This is a genomic window from Sphingomonas faeni, from assembly GCF_023195535.1.
Taxonomy (GTDB): Bacteria; Pseudomonadota; Alphaproteobacteria; order Sphingomonadales; family Sphingomonadaceae; genus Sphingomonas; species Sphingomonas faeni_B.
Genome location: NZ_JALPNF010000009.1, coordinates 42773 through 67212 on the forward strand (window position 1 = coordinate 42773; position 24440 = coordinate 67212).

20 protein-coding genes and 1 pseudogene are annotated in these 24440 nt (G+C 66.5%); 11 read left to right on the forward strand and 10 right to left on the reverse strand.

What is annotated here, in order from left to right; genetic code table 11:
* Window positions 1-195 precede the first annotated feature (195 nt).
* A complete protein-coding gene (locus tag SPHN_RS15190; protein WP_248524563.1) occupies window positions 196-1764 on the forward strand; it encodes a peptide chain release factor 3 in 1569 nt (522 codons plus the stop codon).
* 107 nt (window positions 1765-1871) lie between these two features.
* Here SPHN_RS15190 and SPHN_RS15195 read toward each other — a convergent pair whose 3' ends face one another.
* From SPHN_RS15195 to rpmF, 5 genes are all read right to left on the reverse strand, one after another.
* Window positions 1872-2261 (reverse strand): MerR family transcriptional regulator, encoded by a 390-nt coding sequence (locus SPHN_RS15195; RefSeq protein ID WP_248524564.1) that lies wholly within the window; start codon window positions 2259-2261, stop codon window positions 1872-1874.
* Between the two features lie 8 nt (window positions 2262-2269).
* A complete protein-coding gene (locus SPHN_RS15200; protein WP_432715106.1) occupies window positions 2270-2572 on the reverse strand; it encodes an integration host factor subunit alpha in 303 nt (100 codons plus the stop codon).
* Window positions 2573-2663: 91 nt separating this feature from the next.
* On the reverse strand, window positions 2664-3632 hold the full coding sequence (locus SPHN_RS15205) for a beta-ketoacyl-ACP synthase III (RefSeq protein ID WP_248524565.1): 969 nt from the start codon (window positions 3630-3632) through the stop codon (window positions 2664-2666).
* Window positions 3629-4657, reverse strand: a complete 1029-nt coding sequence (plsX, locus tag SPHN_RS15210) for a phosphate acyltransferase PlsX (RefSeq protein WP_248524566.1) — start codon at window positions 4655-4657, stop codon at window positions 3629-3631. The genes SPHN_RS15205 and plsX overlap by 4 nt, the downstream gene beginning before the upstream one ends.
* A gap of 35 nt (window positions 4658-4692) precedes the next feature.
* Complete coding sequence (gene rpmF, locus SPHN_RS15215; protein WP_128455117.1) at window positions 4693-4872, reverse strand: 50S ribosomal protein L32; 180 nt, start codon at window positions 4870-4872, stop codon at window positions 4693-4695.
* A gap of 225 nt (window positions 4873-5097) precedes the next feature.
* Between rpmF and SPHN_RS15220 the strand changes: the two genes are divergently transcribed.
* Both SPHN_RS15220 and SPHN_RS15225 read left to right on the forward strand, forming a co-directional pair.
* Window positions 5098-5541, forward strand: a complete 444-nt coding sequence (locus SPHN_RS15220; protein WP_248524567.1) for an MAPEG family protein — start codon at window positions 5098-5100, stop codon at window positions 5539-5541.
* Window positions 5538-7163 carry a M28 family metallopeptidase gene (locus tag SPHN_RS15225; RefSeq protein ID WP_248524568.1) on the forward strand — a complete coding sequence of 542 codons (1626 nt, stop codon included), beginning with the start codon at window positions 5538-5540 and terminating at the stop codon, window positions 7161-7163. The genes SPHN_RS15220 and SPHN_RS15225 overlap by 4 nt, the downstream gene beginning before the upstream one ends.
* Window positions 7164-7421: 258 nt before the next feature.
* Here SPHN_RS15225 and SPHN_RS15230 read toward each other — a convergent pair whose 3' ends face one another.
* A complete protein-coding gene (locus SPHN_RS15230) occupies window positions 7422-8081 on the reverse strand; it encodes an MBL fold metallo-hydrolase (RefSeq protein WP_248524570.1) in 660 nt (219 codons plus the stop codon).
* Between the two features lie 56 nt (window positions 8082-8137).
* Between SPHN_RS15230 and pabB the strand changes: the two are divergent.
* From pabB to msrA, 4 genes and pseudogenes are all read left to right on the forward strand, one after another.
* Window positions 8138-9904 (forward strand): annotated as a pseudogene (gene pabB / locus SPHN_RS15235) (aminodeoxychorismate synthase component I); the annotation flags it as partial.
* A gap of 69 nt (window positions 9905-9973) precedes the next feature.
* Window positions 9974-11173: a pyridoxal phosphate-dependent aminotransferase gene (locus SPHN_RS15240; protein ID WP_248524655.1), complete on the forward strand. Its 1200-nt coding sequence runs from the start codon at window positions 9974-9976 to the stop codon at window positions 11171-11173.
* Between the two features lie 346 nt (window positions 11174-11519).
* A complete protein-coding gene (locus SPHN_RS15245; RefSeq protein ID WP_248524572.1) occupies window positions 11520-11666 on the forward strand; it encodes a hypothetical protein in 147 nt (48 codons plus the stop codon).
* A gap of 49 nt (window positions 11667-11715) precedes the next feature.
* On the forward strand, window positions 11716-12375 hold the full coding sequence (gene msrA, locus SPHN_RS15250) for a peptide-methionine (S)-S-oxide reductase MsrA (RefSeq protein ID WP_248524574.1): 660 nt from the start codon (window positions 11716-11718) through the stop codon (window positions 12373-12375).
* Between the two features lie 193 nt (window positions 12376-12568).
* Here the strand turns inward: msrA and pdeM are convergent, their stop codons facing one another.
* Window positions 12569-13231 carry a ligase-associated DNA damage response endonuclease PdeM gene (gene pdeM, locus SPHN_RS15255; protein ID WP_248524576.1) on the reverse strand — a complete coding sequence of 221 codons (663 nt, stop codon included), beginning with the start codon at window positions 13229-13231 and terminating at the stop codon, window positions 12569-12571.
* A 214-nt stretch (window positions 13232-13445) separates the two neighbouring features.
* Here pdeM and SPHN_RS15260 point away from each other — a divergent pair, with 214 nt between their 5' ends.
* Window positions 13446-15362, forward strand: coding sequence for a potassium transporter Kup (locus tag SPHN_RS15260; protein ID WP_248524658.1), 1917 nt, complete (start codon window positions 13446-13448; stop codon window positions 15360-15362).
* Window positions 15363-15524: 162 nt separating this feature from the next.
* Here SPHN_RS15260 and SPHN_RS15265 read toward each other — a convergent pair whose 3' ends face one another.
* The 3 genes from SPHN_RS15265 to SPHN_RS15275 all read right to left on the reverse strand — a co-directional run bounded on the left by SPHN_RS15265 (window position 15525) and on the right by SPHN_RS15275 (window position 20551).
* Window positions 15525-16922, reverse strand: coding sequence for a M20/M25/M40 family metallo-hydrolase (locus SPHN_RS15265; RefSeq protein ID WP_248524578.1), 1398 nt, complete (start codon window positions 16920-16922; stop codon window positions 15525-15527).
* A gap of 73 nt (window positions 16923-16995) precedes the next feature.
* The gene (locus SPHN_RS15270; RefSeq protein WP_248524580.1) at window positions 16996-17802 is read right to left on the reverse strand and encodes a retroviral-like aspartic protease family protein; all 807 of its coding nucleotides are present in this window, start codon (window positions 17800-17802) and stop codon (window positions 16996-16998) included.
* Between the two features lie 325 nt (window positions 17803-18127).
* A complete protein-coding gene (locus tag SPHN_RS15275) occupies window positions 18128-20551 on the reverse strand; it encodes a ligase-associated DNA damage response DEXH box helicase (RefSeq protein ID WP_248524660.1) in 2424 nt (807 codons plus the stop codon).
* 92 nt (window positions 20552-20643) lie between these two features.
* On the opposite strand from SPHN_RS15275, the gene SPHN_RS15280 reads away from it, so the two are divergent.
* The 3 genes from SPHN_RS15280 (at window position 20644) to SPHN_RS15290 (ending at window position 24346) form a co-directional block, all read left to right on the forward strand.
* A complete protein-coding gene (locus SPHN_RS15280) occupies window positions 20644-21249 on the forward strand; it encodes a hypothetical protein (RefSeq protein WP_248524582.1) in 606 nt (201 codons plus the stop codon).
* Window positions 21250-21638: 389 nt separating this feature from the next.
* Window positions 21639-22643, forward strand: a complete 1005-nt coding sequence (locus SPHN_RS15285) for a ligase-associated DNA damage response exonuclease (protein ID WP_248524583.1) — start codon at window positions 21639-21641, stop codon at window positions 22641-22643.
* 62 nt (window positions 22644-22705) lie between these two features.
* Window positions 22706-24346, forward strand: coding sequence for a S10 family peptidase (locus SPHN_RS15290; RefSeq protein WP_248524585.1), 1641 nt, complete (start codon window positions 22706-22708; stop codon window positions 24344-24346).
* The last annotated feature ends 94 nt before the right edge of the window (window positions 24347-24440 follow it).

Consider the following 24440-nt stretch of genomic DNA (forward strand, 5'->3'; position numbering starts at 1 on the left):
CTCCCCCTCCGTCACCTTCGGTGCCACCTCCCCCTGGCGGGGGAGGGCATCGTGGTGAAACTCTATCCTAAACTCGGTGCTGTGAAGGCCGCCCCTCTGTCCTCCGCGCCCTGCATCTGCCAATAGCGGCATGACCGCCGTTGACCCGGCCCACCCTTCTTCCCGAGCCCAGACTCGGCTCACCGGACCCACGCCATGACCCAATTCCCCCGCCGCACCTTCGCGATCATCTCGCATCCCGATGCCGGCAAGACCACGCTGACCGAGAAGCTGCTGTATTTCGGCGGTGCGATCCATCTCGCCGGCGAAGTGAAGGCGCGTGGCCAGACCCGCCGCGCCCGCTCGGACTGGATGAAGATCGAGCAGCAGCGCGGGATCTCGGTCACCTCGTCGGTGATGACGTTCGAGCGTCAGGGGATCACCTTCAACCTGCTCGACACGCCGGGCCACGAGGACTTCTCCGAGGACACCTACCGCACGCTAACGGCGGTCGACTCGGCCGTCATGGTGATCGACGCCGCCAAGGGCATCGAGCCGCAGACGCGGAAGCTGTTCGAGGTCTGCCGGTTGCGCAACGTGCCGATCATCACCTTCGTCAACAAGGTCGATCGCGAGGGCCGCGATCCGTTCTCGCTGCTCGACGAGGTGGCGGAAATGCTCCAGCTCGACGTCTGCCCGATGAGCTGGCCGGTCGGCATGGGCGGCGAGTTCGAGGGGGTCTACGATCTCTACGCCAACACGCTGAGCCGCCCCGAAGGCGACAGCCGCGAGTTCATGGGCCAGGCGACTCCCTTCACCGGCATCGACGATCCCGAGCTCGCCAAGATCCTCAGCCCCGAAGCGATGATCCGCCTGAACGACGAGGCCGAACTCGCCCAGGGCGGCTATTCCAGCTTCGACCCCGAGGCCTATCGTGCAGGCAACCTGACGCCGGTCTATTTTGGCTCCGCGCTGAAGGACTTCGGCGTCGCCGAGCTGATCGGCGCGCTCGCCGACTACGCCCCGCCACCGCGCGCGCAGCCCGCGGAACCCGCGCCCATCTCGCCGGACGAGCCCGAAGTCACCGGCTTCGTGTTCAAGGTGCAGGCCAACATGGACCCCAACCACCGCGACCGTATCGCGTTCATGCGGCTGTGCTCGGGTGTCTTCAAGCGCGGCATGAAGCTGACGCCGACCGGCCACGGCAAGCCGATCGCGGTCCACTCGCCGATCCTGTTCTTCGCGCAGAACCGCGAGCTCGCGGACGAGGCGTTCCCCGGCGACATCATCGGCATCCCCAACCACGGCACGCTCCGGGTCGGCGACACGCTCAGCGAAAAGGCGGCGATCCGCTTCACCGGCCTACCCAACTTCGCGCCCGAAATCCTGCGCCGCGTCGTGCTCAAGGACTTCACCAAGACAAAGCAGTTGCGCAAAGCGCTCGACGATATGGCCGAGGAGGGGGTGACACAGGTGTTCTACCCCGACATCGGCTCGAACTGGATCATCGGCGTGGTCGGACAATTGCAGCTCGAAGTGCTGCTCTCGCGGCTCGACGCGGAGTACAAGGTCGCCGCCGGGCTCGAACCCGCGCCGTACGAGACTGCCCGCTGGATTTCCGCGGAAGACCCGCTGGAACTCAAGACCTTCGCCGAGATCAACCGCGGCGCGATGGCGAAGGATCGCGACGGCAACCCGGTGTTTCTCGCGAAAAGCGCGTGGGAAGTGAACTATATTGCCGAGCGCTATGCGAAGATCCGGTTCGCTGCCACGCGCGAGCGCTAAGCCCCCTGTCATGCCGGGCTCGTTCCGGCATCCACGGTTCGGCACAATCGAGAGACGTGAGTGCGCGGCACGGTGGATCCCGGAGCAAGCCCGGGGTGACGTGGAAGTTAGTCCGCGGCCAAAGCTTCGGCGAGCATATCGCGGATCGCGCGCAGGGCGGTCATCGGCGACTCGGCCTGCGCGACGATCTCGCCCGGTCCCGGAATTGCGAGACGCGCGCCCTTCTCCCCCGCCAGCAGCTGTTGGACGCCGCGGACGGTATAGCCTTCACGATTGAGATACTGGTCGATCCGGCGGACCAGCGCGACGTCCTCGGCGCGGTAATAGCGCCGGTTGCCTGCACGTTGCAGGGGGCGGAGTTGCGGGAACCGCGTCTCCCAATAGCGCAGGATATGCTGCGGCAACGCCAGGTCGCGCGACAGTTCGCCGATCGTCCGAAACGCCGCACTGGCCTTTTGCCCCCCGGCATCGGGCCGTGCGTCGTCGGCATCAGGCATGTCGGGCGTCAGTCGGCACCGACGATGCGTTCCCGCATCATCTGGCTCGCGCGGAACGTCAACACGCGGCGCGGTGCGATCGGCACTTCGATCCCGGTCTTGGGGTTGCGGCCGATGCGCTCACCCTTGTCGCGCAGCACGAACGTCCCGAACCCGGAAATCTTGACGTTTTCACCCTGCGACAATGCGCCACACATTTCGGCGAGGATCTGCTCGACGATCTTGGAGGAATCCGAGCGCGACAGCCCGACTTCCTTGTGGAGAGATTCAGCCAGATCGGCCCGTGTCAAAGTACCCGTCGTCATGTTCATCAAGCTCCCACACTCGGCGAACCTCCTACACAAGCGCGAAGGGGACCGGAAGAAGTTTTGTTCTACAAGCGAATCGAGATTTTCGCCAGAATTAGAACCGGATAACCGCTGCACCCCAAGTGAAGCCGCCGCCCATCGCCTCGAGCACGACGATCTGGCCCTGCTGGATGCGCCCATCGCGGACCGCGACATCCAAAGCCAGCGGTACGGAGGCGGCCGACGTGTTCGCGTGCTGGTCGACGGTGACCACGACTTTGGCAGGGGCGAGCCCCAACTTCCGCGCGGTCGCATCGAGGATGCGGGCGTTCGCCTGATGCGGCACGACCCAGTCGACCTGATCCGCGTCGAGCCCGGCCATCGCCAGCGACTCGGTCATCACCGAGGCTAGGTTGGTGACCGCATGGCGGAACACCTCGCGGCCCTTCATGCGGAGCTTGCCGACGGTGCCGGTCGTCGAGACGCCGCCGTCGACGTAGAGAAGCTCGTTGTGACGGCCGTCCGCGTGCAGCTTGGTCGTCAGGATGCCGCGACCGCCGTCGTCCGCGGTGTCCTGCGCTTCGAGCACGATCGCACCGGCGCCGTCGCCGAACAGCACGCAGGTCGTCCGGTCCTCCCAGTCGAGGATGCGGCTGAACGTCTCGGCGCCGATCACCAGCGCGCGCTTGGCGACGCCGCTGCGGATCATGCTGTCAACCACCTGCACCGCGTAGAGGAAGCCCGAGCAGACCGCGGCGACGTCGAACGCGACGCAGTCGTCGATCTCGAGCATCGCCTGCACCTTGGTGGCGCTCGACGGGAAGGTCTGGTCGGGGGTCGCGGTGGCGAGCACGATCAGGTCGATGCTCTGCGCCTCGATCCCGGCCGCGGCCAAAGCCGCGCGGCAGGCGTCGGCGGCGAGCGTCGCGGTCGTCTCGCCTTCGCCGGCGATGTGGCGGAAGCGGATGCCGGTGCGCTCGACGATCCACTCGTCGCTGGTGTCGACCTGTTCCGCGAGTTCCGCATTCGAGACGCGACGCGCGGGCAGGGCGGAGCCGGTACCGATGACGACCGAACGGATCATGCCGCCTTCTCCACGCTGCCGAGATCGTCGGCGATGCGCCGGATCAGATCGTTGCGGACCATCTTGGCGGCATTGCCGATCGCGGTCGCGACGCCGCGATCGGTCGCGCCACCGTGACTCTTCACGACGATGCCGTTGAGGCCAAGGAATACCGCGCCGTTGTGATTGTTGGGATCGAGGTGATCGCGCAGCAATTCGGTCGCGGGGCGTGAGATCAGGAAGCCGAGTTTCGAGCGGACCGAACTGCGGAACGCGCGCTTGAGCAGGTCGGCGACGAATCGCGCGGTGCCCTCGGCGGTCTTCAGCGCGATGTTGCCCGAGAAGCCGTCGCACACGACCACGTCGACTTCGCCGCGCGACAGTCGGTCGCCCTCGATGAAGCCGTTGAACTGCATGTCGACCGCTGGGGTCGCCCGCAATTGCGCGGCTGCATCGCGGATCTCGTCCGTGCCCTTCATGTCTTCGCTGCCGATATTTAGCAGCGCCACACGAGGATGCGGGATGTCGAGTGCGGTGCGCGCATAGGCGGCGCCCATGATTGCGAACTGGACAAGGTTTCGCGCATCGCACTCGGTGTTCGCGCCGAGGTCGAGCATGACCATGTCGGTATCGCCCAGCGTCGGCAGACGCGCCGCGAGTGCCGGCCGGTCGATCCCGGGCAGCATCCGCAACGACAGCTTCGCCATCGCCATCAGCGCGCCGGTATTGCCCGACGACACTGCGGCGGCGGCGCGACCCTGTTTCACCAGGTCGATCGCGACGCCCATCGAGGTCTTCTTTGCGCGGCGAATCGCCTGGGTCGGCTTTTCGCTCGACCCAACGACTTCCGGCGCGTGGACGATCTCCGAATGCTGCGACAGGTTCGGATGAGCCTTGAGCCCCTCGCGAATCGCAGCTTCGTCGCCGACCAGCAGGAAGCGCATACCCTCGAATTGATGACGCGCGAGCGCAACACCGGCGAGCATCACTGCCAGCCCGTCATCGCCACCCATCGCGTCGACCGCGATCCAGCCGCTGTCGGGCATTGCCTATCCTTCGTTCAAGCTAGAGGCTTTGGACCTCAACCCTCGACCGAGAGGATTTCACGACCATTGTAATGGCCGCACGAGCCGCAGAGGTTGTGCGGGCGCTTCAGTTCGCCGCAGTTCGGGCATTCCTGGAACGACGCGATCGTGAGCGAGTCGTGGCCACGGCGCATGCCGCGCTTGGAGGGCGAGGTTTTTCTTTTGGGGACGGCCATTTCGGCACCTTGTTCAATCTAAAGGTCGGGGCTCCGAGTACGCCCGGACACGGAACTCGGCAACCGACATGAATGCCGGCCGCCTGAAGCAACCCATGCGGCCTGACGCTCGCGAAGCGTGGCGCTATAGCGATTTCGTCCCGCGTTGCAAGCTTTCGCCCCCGCGTTGCAACCATTGGGCGCGAGTGGCAGGACCCGGTCCGACACTGAACGAGGGGCAACGCCGTGATATTACCCGTGACACTGACGATCGCAGCGGCCGCGGCCGTCGTCAATCTGTGGCTCGCTTTCCGAATCGTGCCGATCCGGGTGAAGGACAAGGTGCTGCTGGGCGATAACGGCAATGCGCTGTTGCAGGGGCGGATGCGCGCGCATGCGAACTTCACCGAATATGCGCCGTTCATCCTGATCCTGCTGGGATTGATCGAACTCGCCGGCGGATCGACGATGTGGCTGTGGATCGCGGGCGTCGTGTTCGTGATCGCGCGCGTTGCGCATGCATTCGGGATGGACCGCGCGACATCGAGCGTGCCGCGCGCCGGCGGAATCCTCGGCACGTGGGCGGTGCTTGCGCTGCTCGCAGGCTGGGCGCTGACGATCGCGTATCAGGCTAACAGCGTACCGGCCGCCAAGACCTTTCAGGTCGTGCCGTCGGGTGGCCGGGCATGAGCGCGCTTCGCTTCCTTCCCGCCGTGGCCCTTTTGGCGGCATGCCCTGCCGTGGCGCAGGTCTCGCCCGAGCGATTGTCTGCTGATGTGAAGACGCTGGCCTCCGATGCGTTCGAGGGGCGGGCGCCAGGTACGCCGGGTGAGAGCAAGACGATCGCCTGGCTGATCGCGCAGTTCAAGGCGATGAAGGCACAGCCCGGCGGGCCGAACGGCAACTGGACGCAGCCCGTCCCGCTCGTCCACACCCGGATGGGTTCTGGCACTGTCCGCGCTGGCGATACCGCGCTGGTGCAGGGGCGTGACGTCTATCTCAGTACCGTCCGCGGCGTCGATCGCGTCGCCATCGCGGGCGCGCCGATGGTGTTCGTCGGCTACGGCGTCAGCGCGCCCGAGCGCGGCTGGGACGACTTCAAGGGGCTCGACCTGACGGGCAAGGTCGCGGTGTTCCTCGTCAACGATCCCGATTTCGAAGCGGTCGCGGGCGACGATGCGAAGGGCAAGTTCGGCGACCGCCGGATGACCTATTACGGCCGCTGGACGTACAAATACGAGGAAGCCGCGCGACGTGGTGCGGTGGCGGCGCTGATCGTCCACGACACGCCGGGGGCGGGCTATGGCTGGAGCACGGTGACCGCCCCGGCCGGCGAGAATTACGACATTGTGCGAAAAGACCCCGAATCGCGGGTGATGCTGCAAGGCTGGCTCGAGGGTGGCGCGGCGACTCGGTTGTTCGCAGCCTCAGGCCTTGATCTGGCAGCGATGCGCAAGGCTGCGCGGCGGAGCGATTTCCGCCCGGTCGCGCTGAAGCAGGCGTTCACCACCGACCTGCCGGTGAAGCATGACACCGCCGTAAGCCAGAACGTGCTGGCCAAGCTGCCGGGCACCAAGCACGCGGACGAAGTGGTTATGTTCGGCGCGCACTGGGACGCGTACGGCATCGGCGCGCCCGACGCGCAGGGACGGACGATCCGACCCGGCGCGAACGACGACGGGCTCGGCGTGGCGGGTGTGCTCGAACTCGCACGCACCTTCGCCAAGGCGCCGCGGACCGACCGCAGCCTCGTCTTCGCGCTGTGGAGCGGCGAGGAGCGCGGGTTGCTAGGGTCGGAAACCTATGCGGTGAACCCGGTCTATCCGGCGGCGAAGACGGTCGCCAACCTGACGCTCGACATCCTCCAGACGGCTGGCCCTGCAAAGGACGTCATGCTCGTCGGGGCAGGGCAGAACAATCTCGAGGATATGCTGGGTGACGCTGCAAAGGCCCAAGGCCGCGTCGTAACCCCCGAAGCCCTTCCTGAACGCGGGCTGTTCTACCGCGCCGATCATTTCTCGGTCGCACGACGCGGCGTGCCGACGCTGCTGCTGATGGCGATCAGCGGCGCGCCCGACCTGGTCAAGGGCGGCCGAACCGCGGGGCAGGCTTGGCTCGACGGCTATATGAAATGCTATCACCAGACCTGCGACGCCTGGGGCGCGGACTGGGACTTCCGCGGTGCGGCGCAGGAAGTCGGGCTGTTCCAGACGATCGGCACGAATCTGGCGAACAGCCGGGCGTGGCCCGAATGGCGCGACGGGTCGGAGTTCAAGTCGGTGCGGGCTGAGACGGCGGGCGAGCGGAAGTAGGCGCCCCCCCCCCCCCCCGCAACCACCCCGGCGAATGCCGGGGCCCAATTGGGGGACGAAGTTTGGCGTCGGCCGCGCTCCGTTACTGCAACCTTTCCAGTTGGGCCCCGGCCTTTGCCGGGGTGGAGTAACGTCTCGGTCGCGCTTCTATCTTGTCTCGTTCTCCCGCGAAGGCGGGAGCCCAGGGTTACGGGCGCTATCGCTTGGTATCCTGGACCCCCGCCTTCGCGGGGGAACGGATAGTGCCGCGAGCGGACGTTACGCCGCCAAAGCTCGATCGCTCACGAACATATTCGTCGCCCGTTCATGCGCGAATGTGCTCGCCGGCCCATGCCCCGGGATGAAGCTCGTATCGCTCCCCAGCGGCCACAATTTCTCGACGATCGACTTCACCAGCGTCTGATGGTTCCCCCCAGGCATGTCCGAACGCCCGACCGACCCCTGGAACAACACGTCCCCAACCTGCGCGAACTTCGACGGCGCGTGGTGGAATATCACGTGACCCTCGGTATGCCCCGGCGTCTCGTACACGTCGAGAACGAGGTCCCCGACCGACACCGTATCGCCCTCGACCAACCACCGGTCCGGCTCGAAATTCACGCCGGAAATCCCGTATTTCGGCCCGTCCTGATCGAGCCGCTGCAACCAGAAGCGATCCGCCTCGTGCGGGCCCTCGATCGGCACGCCGAGATCGTTCGACAGCCGCTTGGCACCACCGGCATGATCGATATGGCCGTGCGTCAGCAGGATCTTCTCGACCGTCACCCCCGCCTGTTCGACCGCCGCCATGATCCGTGGCAGGTCGCCACCCGGATCGATCACCGCGGCCTTCATCGTCGCGGTGCACCAGAGGATCGTGCAGTTCTGCTGGATCGGCGTAACCGGCACGATCGCAGCGCGGAGTGGTGGATTTGTCATGGCCCCGAAATAGGATAGCGCGTCGGTCGGAGCAATCGCCGCTTGCGGTTTGCCCCATGCCCCGTGCAACAGTCGCGGCGATGTGGACTGCGCCCTTCGTTTTGCTCGATGACGCCCGCGTGGGGGGCGCTCCTGCACGATTGTACCGCGACCCGGTCCGGATCGTCCGCGCCGATACGCTCGCCGAGGTACGCCCGGCGCTCGACGCGTTGAGAGATGCCCGCGCGGAAGGACTGCACGCAGCCGGATACCTCACCTACGAAGCCGGCGCCGCACTCTCCTCGAAGCCAATCGACGTCCGCGCCGAGGGGCCGCTGCTCTGGTTCGGCCTGTTCGCCGACTACAAGACGATAGCGCCCGAAGACGTCGCCGCGTTGCTCCCCGACCCCGCCGGCGCGTGGACCGGCGCTCCCAAGCCGCTGATCGACCGCGAAACCTACGACGCGAGCCTGTCGCGCGTGCTCGACCTGATCGCGGCGGGCGACATCTACCAGGCGAACCTCACCTTCGCCGCCAGCGTGCCCTTCGTCGGCGATCCGCTCGCGCTGTACGCCCGGCTGCGGCGGCAGGCGAAGGCGGGCTATGGCGCGCTGATCGACACCGGCGAGACGCGCTTCCTGTCGCTGTCGCCCGAACTCTTCTTCGCGCTCGACGGCGACACGCTCACCTGCCGCCCGATGAAGGGCACCGCGCAGCGAGGCGAAACGCCCGACGCCGATCGCGCACTCGCCGAGGCACTGGCGGCCGACCCCAAACAGCGCGCCGAAAACCTCATGATCGTGGACCTGATGCGCAACGACCTGTCGCGCGTCGCCACAAAGGTCGCGGTCCCCGACCTATTCACTGTCGAGACCTATCCGACCGTCCACCAGATGACCTCGACCGTCACCGCGACGCTAAAACCCGATTGCGACGCGGTCGACGTGCTGACCGCGCTGTTCCCGTGCGGATCGATCACCGGCGCGCCCAAACAGCGCGCGATGGAGGTCATCGCCGAGGTCGAGCACGCGCGCGTCCGCAGCATCTACACTGGCGCGATCGGCCGCCTCGATCCGAACGGCGACGCGATCTTCAACGTCGCGATCCGTACGCTCGCCATCAGGGACGGCGCGGCGATGATGAGTCTCGGCTCGGGGATCGTCGCCGACAGCGACGCGGACGCGGAATGGGCGGAATGCCACGCCAAGGGCGCGTTCGTCAACGCGGGCCAGCGCCCCTTCGACCTGATCGAGACGATGGCGTTCGATTCCGACGAAGGCCTGACCCGCCTCGAAGCGCATCTCGCGCGGATGAAGGAGAGTGCCGAGGCGCTCGGCTTCACCTTCGACCGCCATACTGCGCGCAACGAGCTGCAGGCGGCGACCTTCCGGTTGCGCGGACCCCGCCGCATCCGCCTGTTGCTGAGCCCGTCGGGGGCGATCGCGATCGAATCCGCGCCACTGCCGCAGTCCCCCGCGCAGGCGACTGTTACGATCGTCCCCTTGCCGGTCGCCGCCGCCGACTTCCGCCTGCGTCACAAGACGTCCGCGCGCGGCTTCTACGACGATGCGCGCCACGCGGCCGGCACGTTCGAGGTACTGTTCGAGGACGCGGACGGCTTCCTCACAGAAGGCAGCTTCACCTCGCTGTTCGTCCAGCGTGAAACACTCCTTGTGACGCCGCCGCTACGGAATGGTCTGCTCCCGGGCATCTTCCGCGCCGAACTCCTCGATTCGGGCCGGGCCATCGAGGCTCAGGTCACCCGCGCGGACCTCGCAGGCGGATTCTGCGTCGGAAATGCGGTTCGCGGGTTGATTCCGGCCATCGTTACGGTTGCGAATTCGGCTAAGCGGAGCGTATATCCCGCGCGAATTCCGCGGCCCGAAACTGCGGACAACCGCAAAGGTTCCATCATGCACGCATCCGCCGCGCTCGGTCGCATCAGCCCTTCGCCGACGCTCGCGATCACCAGCCGCGTCCTCGAACTGAAGCGCGCAGGCGTCGACGTGATTGGCCTCGGTGCGGGCGAACCCGATTTCGACACGCCGGACTTCGTCAAAGAGGCCGCTATCCAGGCGATCCGCGACGGCAAGACGAAGTACACCAACGTCGACGGTACGATCGAACTGAAGCAGGCGATCGTCGCCAAGTTCGCGCGCGACAATGGCCTCACCTACACCACCGACCAGATCAGCGTGAACGTCGGCGGCAAGCACACTTTGTTCAACGCGATGGTCGCGACGATCGATCCGGGCGACGAGGTCGTCATCCCCGCGCCCTACTGGGTCAGCTATCCCGACGTCGTGCAGTTCGCCGGCGGCGTGCCGGTGATCGTCAAGGCAGGGCCTGAGGTCGGCTACAAGCTCGATCCGGCCGCGCTCGACGCCGCGATCACGCCGAAGACCAAGTGGGTGATCCTCAACTCGCCATCGAACCCGACCGGGGCCGGCTACACGATCGACGAACTGAAGGCGCTCGGCGCGGTGCTGGCGAGGCACCCGCACGTCTGGATCTTCGCCGACGATATGTACGAGCACATCGTCTATGACGGCTTCAAGTTCGCGACCATTGCCGAGGCCTGCCCCGAGCTGTTCGAGCGCACGCTGACCGTCAACGGCTGTTCCAAGGCGTACGCGATGACCGGCTGGCGGATCGGTTATGCGGGCGGCGCGGCGTGGCTGATCAAGGCGATGGCCAAGCTCCAGTCGCAGTCGACCTCGAACCCGTGCTCGATCGCACAGGCGGCGGCGGTGGCTGCGCTGAACGGCGACCAGTCGTTCCTCGCCGAGCGCAACACCGCGTTTCAGGGCCGTCGCGATCTCGTGGTCAAGATGCTCAACGAGATCGACGACATGCACTGCCCGACGCCCGAGGGTGCGTTCTACGTCTATCCGTCCTTCGCCGAGCTGATCGGCAAGACGACGCCGAATGGCCGCCTGATCGACACCGACGAGGCGATGGTCGGTTATCTGCTCGACGACGCCAAGGTGGCGGTCGTGCAGGGCGCCGCGTTCGGTCTCAGCCCCGCGTTCCGGATCAGCTATGCGACGTCCGACGCGCTGCTCCGCGAGGCGTGCACGCGCATCCAGACGGCCTGCGCCGCGCTGAAGTGACAAACGATCCTCCCCCGCCAGGGGGAGGTGGCGCGAAGCGACGGAGGGGGAGGGCACGGAACAGCGGTCGTCGCTGACCTCCCCCTTCGTCTGGCAAGTGCCAGCCACCTCCCCCTTGCGGGGGAGGATCGCAAGGTTCGCGCAACATTCGAGACACGCGGCGACATCTCCCGGCAATCCTGCCGGGCGATCCCTGCTGCACGATGAACGCATCGGCCACGGCGCGTTAATCGAGAGTTTCTAAAAACGACATTGTGGTTGTCCGGCATCTCTACGACATGCCGGTACGTAGCTGACACCGGCCCACCCGGTCGGTGTCGTCACTTGGTTTCATTGGGATCGCATCATGCGCAGCATCGTAAAGTCGAGTTTCTTCTGGCAGTTCAGCGGCGGTTTCGTCCTCGGCGCCATCGGCTTGCTCGCGCTCCAGCCCGCAGAGGCGCGCCAGACCTTCGCCAGCCATTTCGAACACAGCGCGTCCACGAGCCGCTAATCTTGCGCGCGTCTTGGCGAACGATCGCGGCAACACCATGTATCTACACATGAAAAAGCCGCTCCTCGCCACGCTCGCCGCCGTCGGTATCGCCGGAGCATTCATGTCCACCGGCACCGCGCAGGGCGCCCGCGCCGTCGTCATCCCCGCCGTCAAGACCGACCTGCCCGCGACGCCCGGCATCCAGACCGCGGTACTCGCCGGCGGCTGTTTCTGGACGATGGAGGCGGTGTTCGAGCATGTGAAGGGCGTGAAGGCTGTGACGACCGGCTATGCCGGCGGCACCAAGACGACCGCAACCTACGACCAAGTGGCGGCCGAGACGACTCGTCATGCCGAGGCGATCAAGATTGCCTATGACCCGCGGATCGTCAGCTACGGCACGCTGCTCCGCGTCTATTTCTCGATCGCGCATGACCCGACGACCTTGAACCGTCAGGGCCCGGACAGCGGTACCAGTTATCGTTCAGCGATCTTCCCGCAGTCGCCAGCGCAGGCGCAGGTGGCGCGGTCGTACATCGCGCAGCTCGGCGCGACGCGCGCGTTCTCCGGACCGATCGTGACGAAGCTGGAGACGGGGACGTTCTATCCGGCCGAAGCGTATCATCAGAATTTCTACGACCGGAACCCGACGCATCCGTACATCGTGATGTGGGACAAGCCCAAGGTGGCTGCGTTCCGCGCGGCGTTCCCGACGATCTCGAACTGAGGCGATAGGCTTAAGCTGAAGCGAAAGGCTTAAGAAGACGCCCACCCCAAGCCCGTCATTCCAGCGAAAGCTGGAATATCCCGGTTTGGCGGATGTCCCGAGCCACGAGGGAGACCCCAGCTTCCGCTGGGGTGACGGTAGGGTTAGTGAGGCGCGAACAAGGACCGAAGAGCTCTAAGCCGCTACTGGGACTCTAAGCCGCCACCGGGAACCGCAGCATCCGGTCCGCCACCGGCACCATCGCCTCTGCGCCAACGCCCACCGCGCGAACGATCTCCGGATGGTCGACATCCAGCCCGCCGGTCAGCGACCCGAACGCTGGCAATATCAGCTTCGTCGCCGTCGCTACGAAACACCGCCGCGCGACCGATTTCCCCCGCACCCGCAATCGCAGCTTCGGATGGAAATGCCCCGACAATTCCGGCCGCGTCTCCGTCCGGTCCGCCTCGTGCCGCAGCACCAGCCCATCGACGACCACCTCGTCCACGACATCTCCGCCACACCGATCGAGGATCGCCGGATCGTGATTGCCCGTGATCCACGTCCAGCGCGTGGTATCGGTCATCGCCCGCAGCATGTCCTGCGCCCGCTGCGGCAACCGAGCACACCCGTCGCTGTCGTGGAAGCTATCGCCCAGGCACCAGACTTCGCGCGCACCCGTCGCCGTGACCAGCGCGGTGAGATCGGCCAAGGTCGCGATCGAATCATAAGGCGGCAACATCTGCCCCCGACCCGCGAACCAGCTCGCCTTCTCGAAATGCAGGTCGGCGACCAGCAGCGCGCGCCGCTCCGGCCAGAACAGTGCGCCTTGTGGCAACGCCAGAAGCGCATGTCCGCCGAACGAAAAGGGAACCATTCGCTCGCCATGCCGCCCCCGCCGCGGCGAATCAAGCGGACATCCGCCGCGACGAGCAGGACTTGCGCATGTCCGCAATCGGCGTAAAGCGCGCCGTCCCTTCATGAGGAGCGCTTTTCGCGCCATGTCGTCCGAAGCCGGAACACCGCAAACTGCCGCAGTCCATCAACCGCCCGCCGGCGGCGTGGCGGCGCAGGTCTGCGCGCCCGCCGATATGTCCGCAGCGCATCTGCATCCGCACCCGGCGCTGGCTGCGCTGACCGTCGGCGCGATCGGCGTGGTGTTCGGTGATATCGGCACCAGTCCGCTCTATGCCTTTCGTGAGGCCTTGGGCCAGTCGTCCGCCGGCGGCATCGATCCGAGCGAGATCCTCGGTGTGCTCAGTCTCGCGCTCTGGTCGCTGTTCCTCGTCGTCACGGTCAAATACGTCATCTTCCTGATGCGCGCCGACAACCAGGGCGAGGGCGGCGTGCTGGCGCTGGCTGCGCTCGCCCGTCGCGCGCTCGGCATGCGCTCGAAGATCGCGATCGTGCTCGGCGCGGCGGGCGCGTCTTTGTTCTACGGCGACGCAATCATCACGCCCGCGCTGTCGGTGCTCTCCGCGATGGAAGGCCTCAGGACGATCCCGAGCGCGGCGCATATCTTCAACGAGGGCGTCGTCCGCGCGCTGACGATCGGAATCCTGATCGCGCTGTTCATGATCCAGGCGCGCGGGACGGCGCAGGTGTCGAAGCTGTTCGGCCCGGTCTGCATCGTCTGGTTCGTCGCGATCGGGGCGCTGGGCATCTGGCACATCGCCGACGAGCCCTCGATCGTCCGCGTGTTCCTGCCGACCTACGGTATCTCGTTCCTCGCGAGCCACGGCGTCACCGGGCTGTTCGTGCTCGGCGCGGTGTTCCTCACCGTCACCGGGGCCGAGGCGCTGACCGCGGACATGGGCCATTTCGGCAAGCTGCCGATCCGCATCGGCTGGTTCTTCCTCGTCTTCCCGGCGCTCGCGCTCAACTATCTCGGGCAGGGCGCGTTCGCGCTCGCCAAGCTCGAGGACGCAGCAAGGCAGGGCATCCCCTTCGTCAATCAGGACTGGTTCTTCCTGATGGCGCCCGAATCGCTGCGCCCCGCGCTGATCATCCTCGCGGGCTTCGCGACGGTGATCGCCAGCCAGGCGGTCATCACCGGCGCGTTCTCGCTCACGCAGCAGGCTATCCAGCTCGGGCTGCTCCCGCGGCTGCGCATCCGCCAGACCTCCGCGGTGTTCGCCGGCCAGATCTATCTCCCCGCAATCAACTGGCTGTTGCTGATCGGCGTGCTGGTGCTGGTGATCCAGTTCAAGACCTCGTCGGCGATGGCCGCCGCGTACGGCATCGCGGTGACCGGGACGATGGTCGTCACCACCTTGCTCGCGTATATCGTCGTCCGTCATCGCTGGAACTGGTCGCGGCCGCTCGCGCTCGCGGCGATCCTGCCGTTCCTGACGCTCGACCTGATCTTCTTCGGCGCGAACATCCTCCGCGTGATCGAGGGGGGCTGGGTGCCGCTCGTCATCGCCGCGTCGATCGGGCTGATCATCTTTACCTGGGTGCGCGGCAAGAAGATCGTCAGCGCGTTCGAGAAGCGTCAGAGCATCCCGCTCAGCGACCTCGCCGCCGCGCTGGAGAAGCGCCCGCCCGAGCGCGTGTCGGGGACCGCGGTGTTCCTGACCGCGAACCCGCATGCGACGCCGGGCGCGCTGCTGCACAACCTCAAGCACAACAAGGTGCTCCACGAGCGCAACCTGATCGTCAGCATCCGCACCGCCGACCGCCCGTTCGTCGACGAGTCCGCGCGCGCGAAGGTCGAGCGGGTCGACAACAATTTCTCGATCGTCGTGCTCACCTATGGCTTCATGGAATCGCCCGACGTGCCGCGCGATCTGGGGGTCGGCAATAAGACCGAGCAGCTCGGGCTCGATCCGATGCGCACCTCGTTCTTCATCGGCCGCAACACGCTGAAGCCCGATGCGGAGAAGGGCATGCCGCCCTGGCAGGACCGGATCTTCCTGTTCCTGCAACGCAACGCCAGCGACCCGACCGACTTCCTGAAGATCCCGCCGGGCAAGGTGCTAGAGTTGGGCGAGCAGGTCACCGTCTAAACTCCCTTGCCCCTTCGGGGAGAGGGAAGGGGCCCGCACGGCGAAGCCGGGTGGGAAGGGAGAGGGGAGTGAGGCTCGGGACCTCGTCCCAACTACCCCTCTCCCTTCCGTCGCCTGCGGCTCCTCCCTCCCTCTCCCCGGAGGGGAGAGGGACATGAGACATCAACCTGCGAACGCCTTCACCAAATCGAAGAGGTAGTCGCGGCCGTCGTAGAGTGACGTGACCCGGATGCGTTCGTTCAGGCCGTGAATCCCGCCCATGTCCTTGTCGATGAACACACCGGGTACGCCGTAGACCGGGATCCCGATCGCTTCGAAGAAGATGCCGTCGGTGGCGCCGGTCGACATCATCGGCAGGATCGGGATGCCGGGGAAGTGCTTCGCCGCAACCTTCGTCACTGGCCCCATGATCTTCGGATCGAGCGTCGGCGGGATCGCGGTCGGGCGGACCGGCTGGTTGGCGGTCACCGTGACCTTCGCGCCGGCCAGTTCCTTCAGCTTGGCCAGCGTGCCCTCCACCGTCTCGCCCGGAAAGATCCGGCAGTTGATGTTCGCCGTCGCGCGCTGCGGCAATGCGTTCTCCGCATGGCCCGCGTTCAGTAGCGTCGCCACGCACGTCGTCCGCAAGGTCGAGTGCATTGCCTTGTCGCGGCTGACGATCGCATCCGCCGCCTTGTCCTCGGGATTGGCGATCAACCGCGTGATCGCGCTGCCCATCTCGCCCGGCATCGCCTTCGCGCTCGCCGCGAAGAACGCCTTGGTCGTGTCGGTGAACTTCACCGGAAACTCATACCCCTGCACCGCCTTCACGGCGTCGGCGAGCTCGTAGATCGCGTTCTCCGGCGTCGGCTGCGAGCTGTGCCCGCCGGGGTTGGTGCTGAGGAACGTGTAGTTCTGCGCGGCCTTCTCGCCGACCTGGATCGCGAGCAACTGGCGCTTGCCAGTGTCGTCGAGCCGCCCGCCGCCGCCCTCGTTCAGCGCGAACTCGGCTGCGATCAGATCGGGCTTCGCCTTCGCCAGATACTGCGCGCCGTTCCACGCAAACGTCGTCTCCTCGCCGCAGGTCAGCGCGAGCTTGATCGTCCGCTTGGGCTGGTACCCACCGGTCTTGAAGCGGATCATCGCATCGGACCAGATCGCCGCCTGCGCCTTGTCGTCGACGGTACCGCGCGCGTAATAATAGCCGCCTTCCTCGATCAGCTTGAACGGATCGCGCACCCAATCCTCGCGCTTGGCCTCGACCACGTCGAGATGTGCGAGCAGCAGCATCGGCTTGAGCGCCGCGTCCGAGCCCTTCAGCACCGCGACCAGCCCGCCATCCTTGGGATGCTCGGGCACCGAGAAATAGGTGATGTCGGCATCGGCATAGCCCGCCGTCTTCAGCCGCGCACCGATCTGCGCCGCGGCCTGCGTGCAACTGCCGGCGGACAGTGTCGTGTTGGTCTCGACCAGTTCCTTGTAGAGCCCCAGGAACGCCTTCTGGTCGGGCCGCGTCTGCGCCTGCGCCGAGAATGGTGTCGTCAGAATCGCCGCCGTGAGTAGCCAGCCAGTCGCGCGCATCGTCGTCCCCTTTTCGTTTCGATCGGGAGAGTTGCAGCGAACGCGCGCCGACGCAACCTCGGCCCCGCGGCTCTCAGCGCCGGCGTGTTCCGCGGGGCAGAGCAAGCCGGACCTCGCGGTTGGCGAAGTCGATGTCGACGCGGCGGAACAGTTGCAGCACGTCCATCCCGAGCAGCATCGCCGGGCGCTCGGACAAGCCGAACTGGCGGAACGGCGGCGCGTCGACGGCGGTGAATGCGACGGGCAGGTCGCCGAGCGTCAGGTTGCCGATCGAGACCCGGTCGATCGTGGTGTAGTCGGCGACCACGGTTTCGCCGGTGACGCCGGTCAGCGACACCGGTTGCGAGCGCGCCGCGCTGCCGAGTTTGCGCGTGACTCGTCGGCGGAGCGCACCATTGGCCATGCTGACCGAGGTGCCGGTGTCGAGGATCACGCGGATACGGATGCCGTTGCAGTACGCGTCGGTGACGACGAGTTGCCCGAACAGGCTTCGCGCTCTGATGACGATCTCGTCGGGACCTGTGCGTTCGCGGCGCTGTCGTCTGCGCGAGGGGGTGACGGTCATCGTCTTGGTGTCGAAGTCGATCGTCACCGCGTGATCCTGCAACGTGTCGATCCCGAGCAGTCCGCGCGCGCCGAGATTGATCGCGCTGATCGCGGGCGCCTCGATCGGGGCGCTCCCGATCACGCTGACCTTCAACGAGGGGATGACGACGGTGTCGATGCTGTCCGATCCGGTCATGCCGGTGACGCGCACGGTCCGGCCGGGAGCGAGGCCGAGCGTGGCGGCAAGTTCGCGCGAGATGACGGTACGCTGCGCGCCGGTGTCGACGACGAAGGGGAAGGGGCCGGCGCCGGCGATCGTTACCGGCACGGTCATTCGGGTTTCGTCTTCGACGAACAGGAGCGTGGCGGGGTCGGGTTCTGCTGCGGATGCTGCACTGGGAGAGGGTGCAGCATTTGGCCTCGGGAACGCTGCGTCCTGAGCCCCGGCCTGGGCGGCGATGCCCAGCAATAGAGGGGCTAGCCACCTGTGCATGCTGCAAATGCTGCGCCTGATCCAACGGGTGCGCAACGGCCTATTTGTACGATGGCCTTCACAACAACTCCCGTCATCCTGACGAAAGTCAGGATCCAGGGTAACAGACGTAGTCCTTAGTGGCTCTGGATCCTGACTTTCGTCAGGATGACGAACGGGAAGGGGCTCAATCCGGCCGCATCGCGTCCGCGATCATCTCCTCGGCCTCGATCAGCAGCGCGTCGTCCGAGCTGTTCGTCGCCACCTTCTCGCGCCCGATCAGCGTCAGCACCGGTACCGCGAGCGGCGTGACCCGCTCCAGATCGACATGCACCATCGTCGCCGCCGCGCGGTCGAGCAACGACGCCAACCGCCCGACATCGGTCATCCGCGCCCGCGCGTCCGCCCACGCCGCCTCCAGCAACAGATGCGTCGGCTCGTACTTTCGCAGCACGTCGTAGATCAGGTCGGTCGAGAACGTCACCTGCTTGCCGGTCTTTCGCTTGCCCGGATGCTGGCGCTCGACCAGCCCGCCGATCACCGCCACCTCGCGAAACGCGCGCTTCAACAGGTGCGACTGCTGCACCCATTCGACGAACTCGTGTTCGAGGATATCCGCGGAGAACAGCGACGCCGGGTCGGTGATCTTTTCCAACCCGTACACCGCCAGCGCATAGTCATTGGCGACGAACCCAAGCGGCTTCAGCCCCTGCGTCTCCATCCGCCGCGTGATCAGCATGCCGAGCGACTGGTGCGCGTTCCACCCCTCGAAACTGTACGCGACCATGTAATGCCGCCCCTCGCGCGGGAACGTCTCGACCAGCAACTGGCCCGGCTCGGGCATCACCGATCGATACGCCTGCATCTCCAGCCATTCGCGCACGTCGTCGGGGAAGCGCGCCCAGTCGCCGGGATGCGCGAGGAACCCGCGGACGCGGTCGGCGAGGTTGGTGGACAGTGGCATCCGGCTGCCGCCATAGGTCGGGATCCGCGCGGGCTTCGACGTGGCGCGGACGACCAGATCCTCGAGGTCGATCTTCATCACCTCCAGGCTCAATCCGGCGAAGAAGAACGTGTCGCCGTGGCTCAACTGCGCCGCGAACGCCTCCTCGACCCGGCCCAGCACGCGGCCATTGCCGAACCGCACGTTGAGCATCGTCGCCTCGACGATGATGCCAGCGTTCAGCCGGTGCTGGCCGATGAATTTGGGATGGCTGACTCGCCACGTCCCGTCCTCATCCTTCGTCAGCCGCTTGAACCGGTCATACGCCTTCAGCGAATAGCCGCCGTCGCTGATGAAATGCAGCACGCGCTCGAACGTCTCGGTCGGTAGCGCGGAATAAGGGAGCGCCGAGCGGATCTCGTCGAGCAGATCCGCCTCGCGAAACGGCGCCGCGCAGGCGCACGCCATCACGTGCTGCGCCAGCACGTCGAGCGCGCCGACACGGAAGATGTCCGCATCGAGTTCGCCCGCCTCGACCGCGTCGAGCGCCGCGCGCGCCTCGAGATATTCGAAACGGTTGCCGGGCACGACGATCGCTTGAGACGATTCATCAAGCCGGTGGTTGGCGCGGCCGATCCGCTGCAACAGCCGCGACGATCCCTTCGGCGCGCCCATCTGGATCACACAATCGACATTGCCCCAGTCGACGCCCAGGTCGAGGCTCGACGTCGCGACCAGCGCGCGCAGTTTCCCCTCGGCCATCGCGTTCTCGACTTTCCGCCGCGCCTCTTTCGCGAGACTGCCGTGGTGGACGCCGATCGGGAGGTTTCCCGCATTCACTTTCCACAGATCCTGGAAGATCAGTTCGGCGAGGCTGCGCGTGTTGCAGAACACGATCGAGGTCTCGTGCGCCTCGATCTCAGCCATCACCTGAGCGGCGGCGTAACGCCCCGAATGCCCCGACCACGGCACGCGGCCCTCGGGTAGCAGGATCGCGATGTTCGGGTCTGCGCCGGGCTCGCCGCGGACCATCGCGACCTGGTCGATGTCGCCATCGGGCGCGAGCCATGCGCGATAGCCGTCCGCATCCGCGACCGTCGCCGACAGCGCGACGCGGCGCATCCCCGGCGAGATCGTCTGCAACCGCGCCATGCACAGCGAGAGCAGGTCGCCACGCTTGCCGGTCGCGAACGCGTGCACCTCGTCGACGACGATCGTGCGGAGGTTTTCGAACATCGTGATGCTGTCGGGGTAGCTGAGCAGCAGCGAAAGCGATTCAGGAGTCGTCAGCAGGATCTGCGGCGGCTTGATCCGCTGCCGCGCCTTCCGGTCGGAGGGCGTGTCGCCGGTGCGCGTCTCGACGCGGATATCGACGCCCATCTCGTCGATCGGTGTCAGCAGGTTGCGCTGCACGTCGACCGCCAGCGCCTTCAATGGTGAGACGTATAGCGTGTGCAGGCCGGTAGTGGGCGCCTCGATCAGTTCGGCGAGCGTCGGCAAAAACCCGGCGAGCGTCTTTCCCGCGCCGGTCGCCGCCACCAGCAGCGCATGATGCCCCGCGCGCCCTTCCGCCAGCATCTCGCGCTGATGCCGCCGCGGCCGCCAATCGCGCGACGCGAACCAGTTTTCCAAGGGAAGGGGAAGGTCGCTCACGGCCTGTTCACGCATCGTCGTCATATGGGGGCGTCGCGCCGCACCGCTATGGACCGCGTGCGGAACGACCGCCACTTTGGCTAAAGCTCTGTTGTGAAAGACGATCGGTGTCGCTTTTTCGTTATCTCCTGCCGCTACCGTTGCTCGCACTCCTGCCGTTCGCCAATGCCACTGCCGCCAACAAGTCGTTCGTCGGCGGCGGCGGCATGGTCCGCCTCTCGCATCCGTCGAGCGTCCTCCCGACGCGCAACTTCGCCGGCCGCGCGCTGCTGAACAGCGGCTGGCGCCAGATGTGGGATGGGACGCCGGTCGGGCGCGGCGTCGGCATCGTCCGCTTCTGGCAGGTCGCCAAACCGACCGACGGCCAGGGGCAGGTGACCGAGATGATCCAGGTCGGCTTCAGCCGGAGCGCGGGCGTGGTCGCCAAATGCGGTACCGAGGGGCTGGTTGCCGGTCACGCCAGGCGGCTTCCCAACCGGATGCTCGGCGGCCACCGCTGGACGGTCTACACCAACGGCGACGCCGGCATGAGCCAACAGGTCAACGCGATTAACTTCCGCAGCGTCATCAACGGTGCTTGCTATGCGATCGACCGGATCACCTATGCGGTGAAGGCGGCGGCGCCGGCAGGCCGGCTTGCGCCACCCCAGGCGGTGGCGGCGGCGCGGATGGACGCGATCCTGGCAACGATCAAGGTCGGCGGGCGGCGGTAAAGCAAGGACTTACGATCCTCCCCCGCCAGGGGGAGGTGTCGCCGAAGGTGACGGAGGGGGAGGACACGGAACGTAAGGTTTCCCTTTCCTCCCCCTCCGTCTGGCAAGCGCCAGCCACCTCCCCCTGGCGGGGGAGGATCGATCGGTCGCTGCCAACGCGCGCCGCGACATCGACTCCGGCTCGTCCTGAACAGGGGAATGACAGACCCCACCAACACTCCGTCACCCCGGACCCGTTCCGGGGCCCACCGTTCCGCGACCTCACTGCTCTCGATCGTGCGGAGGCGTGGATGCCGGAACCAGTCCGGCATGACGGGGACCATGGGTCACGGCACACGCGCAGGCCGAGGTTCACGGCACCGCACCCCCGCGTCACGCGTTACCCCCGCATGGCAAAACTCGGCGACTGGCTCGAACCGCATCCGCACGGCATCCTCGTCAAGCCGATCGACGCCTGGATCGACCCCTCGATCCCGACCGCGAAGGCGCTCGTCACCCACGGCCATGCCGATCACGCACGCGGCGGTCATGAGGCGGTGTGGGCCACCCCCGAAACGCTCGCGATCATGGGCGCGCGCTACGGTCCGCAAGCCGGCAATCCGGTCGCATATGGCGAGACGATCCGGATGGGGGAGGTCGATATCGGCTTCGTCCCCGCCGGCCACGTGCTCGGCTCGGCGCAGATCGTGCTCGACTATCGCGGCGAGCGGATCGTCGTGTCGGGCGACTACAAGCGCCGCGCGGACCCGACCTGCACCCCGTTCGAACCCGTCAAATGCGACGTCTTCATCACCGAGGCGACCTTCGGCCTGCCGGTCTTCCGCCACCCCGATACCGGCGACGAGATCGACAAGCTGATCGCCGCGCTGCACGCCAACCCGGACCGCTGCGTCGTTGTCGGCGCCTACGCGCTCGGCAAGGCGCAGCGCGTGATCGCCGAACTGCGCGAGCGGGGGCACGCGGCGCCGATCTACATCCACGGCGCGCTGCAAAAGCTGTGCGACCTGTATGCCGAGCATGGCGTGCGGCTTGGCGAACTCCTGCCCGTCGCGGATGCGAAGAAGGCGGACATGGCGGGGCATGTCGTGATGTGCCCGCCGGGTGCGCTCAACGATCGCTGGTCGCGGCGGCTGCCCGATCCGATCACCGCGATGGCGAGCGGCTGGATGCGGGTGAGGGGTCGCGCGCGGCAGAAGAACGTCGAGCTCCCGTTGATCCTCAGCGACCATGCCGACTGGGACGAACTCACCACCACGCTGACCGAGATCGCCCCGCAGGAAGTATGGGTCACGCACGGCCGCGAGGATGCGCTGGTCCACTGGTGCATGACCCGCCAGATCAAGGCGCGCGCGCTGGCGCTGGTCGGGTTCGAGGACGAGGACGAGGACGACTGAGGCCTTGCGCTTTGTGGAGGCTGCGGCAGGATAGGACATTGCCCCTGTCGCAAGGATGATCCGTGGCCCGTTCGACCAAGTTCGCTGCTCTGCTGGTATTAGCACTCTCGACCACCGCCATCGCGCAGGATGCGCCGAAAAAGGACAAGTCCGAGACCAACGCGGAGCGGATGAAGGCCGAGGCCGAGGCGGATTACGCCAACGCGCCGGTCGCCGAACAGGAGGTCAAGTCGAAGGGCCGCGTCACCGTCGGCGGCAAGTCGCTCGGCTACACCGCGACCGTCGGCACGCTGACGCTGCGCGATACCGAGGGCAAGCCGACGGCCAGCCTGTTCTACACCGGCTATACGCTCGACGGGGTGAAGCCCGGCACCACGCGCCCGGTGACGTTCTTCTACAATGGCGGGCCGGGGTCGCCCAGTTTCTGGCTCCACATGGGCTCGTTCGCGCCGGTCCGCCTGCGCACCGCCAACCCCGAATACATCAAGCCCGCGCCGTACGACTTCGGTCCCAACCCCGACACGCTGCTCGACAAGACCGACATGGTGTTCATCGACGCGGTCGGCACCGGCTATTCGCGGCCGCTCGGTGATACCAAGCCGTCCGCCTTCTACGGCGTCGACGAGGATGCCGACGCGTTCGCCAAGGGGATCCTGCGCTACGCCACCAAATACGGCCGCTGGAACAGTCCGAAGTTCCTGTTCGGCGAGAGCTATGGGACGACGCGCTCGGGGGCGCTCGCGTATCAGTTGCAGGATCGCGGGATGGCGCTGAATGGCGTCGTGCTGCTGTCGTCGATCATGAACTATGGGTATCGCCAGCCGGGGCTCGACCAGATCTACCTCAATTATCTGCCGAGCTATGCGGCGAGCGCCTGGTATCACAACCGCCTGCAGAACCGTCCCGCCGACGTTGCCACGACGGTCGCCGAGGCGCGCGCGTTCGCGACCGGGCCATACGCGGCGGCGCTGTCGAAGGGGCAGACGATCTCGGACGCAGAGCGCGACGCGGTCGCCACCCGGATGAGCCAGCTGATCGGCATCTCGCCCGACTTCATCAAGCGCGCCAATCTCCGCATCGACCTCGCGCGGTTCCAGAAGGAATTGTTGCGCGACCAGCGGCTGACGCTCGGCCGGTTTGATTCGCGCTACACCGGCGTCGATAGCGATGCGGCGGGCGAGCGGCCCGAGACCGACGCGTCTGACACCGCGATCGCCGGCGCGTTCATCGCGACGTTCAACGATTACGTGACGCACACGCTCGGCTACAAGACCGAGATGCCCTACCGCCTCAGCGCGCGCGATGCGCCGGGCTGGACGTGGAACTGGAAGCACGATGCGCCGGGTCGTGGCGGCCAGTCGCAGAACAACCCGAATACCGCGGTCGACCTTGCCGCGGCGATGCGCGAGAATCCGTATCTGAACGTGCTGTCAATGAACGGCTATTACGACATGGCGACGCCGTTCTTCGGGACCGAGAACGATCTGAACCACATGATGCTAGATCCGGCGCGGCAGCGGAACCTGGCGTTTCGCTACTATCCCGCGGGGCACATGACGTATCTCAATCCCGAGGCGCTGCACCAGATGAAGGCGGATCTGGCGTCCTGGTACGATCAGGCGGTCGGCGAGGCGCGGAGTGCGACGCCACCGGGTGGGGCGAGCGTGTCGGGTGCGGAGGGTTCTGGGCAGGTGCCGAATTAACCCAACACGCTCCGTCATGCCGGGCTCGTTCCGGCATCCACCGTTCCGCACAATCGAGAGACGTGAGATCGCGGAACCGTGGACCCCGGAACAA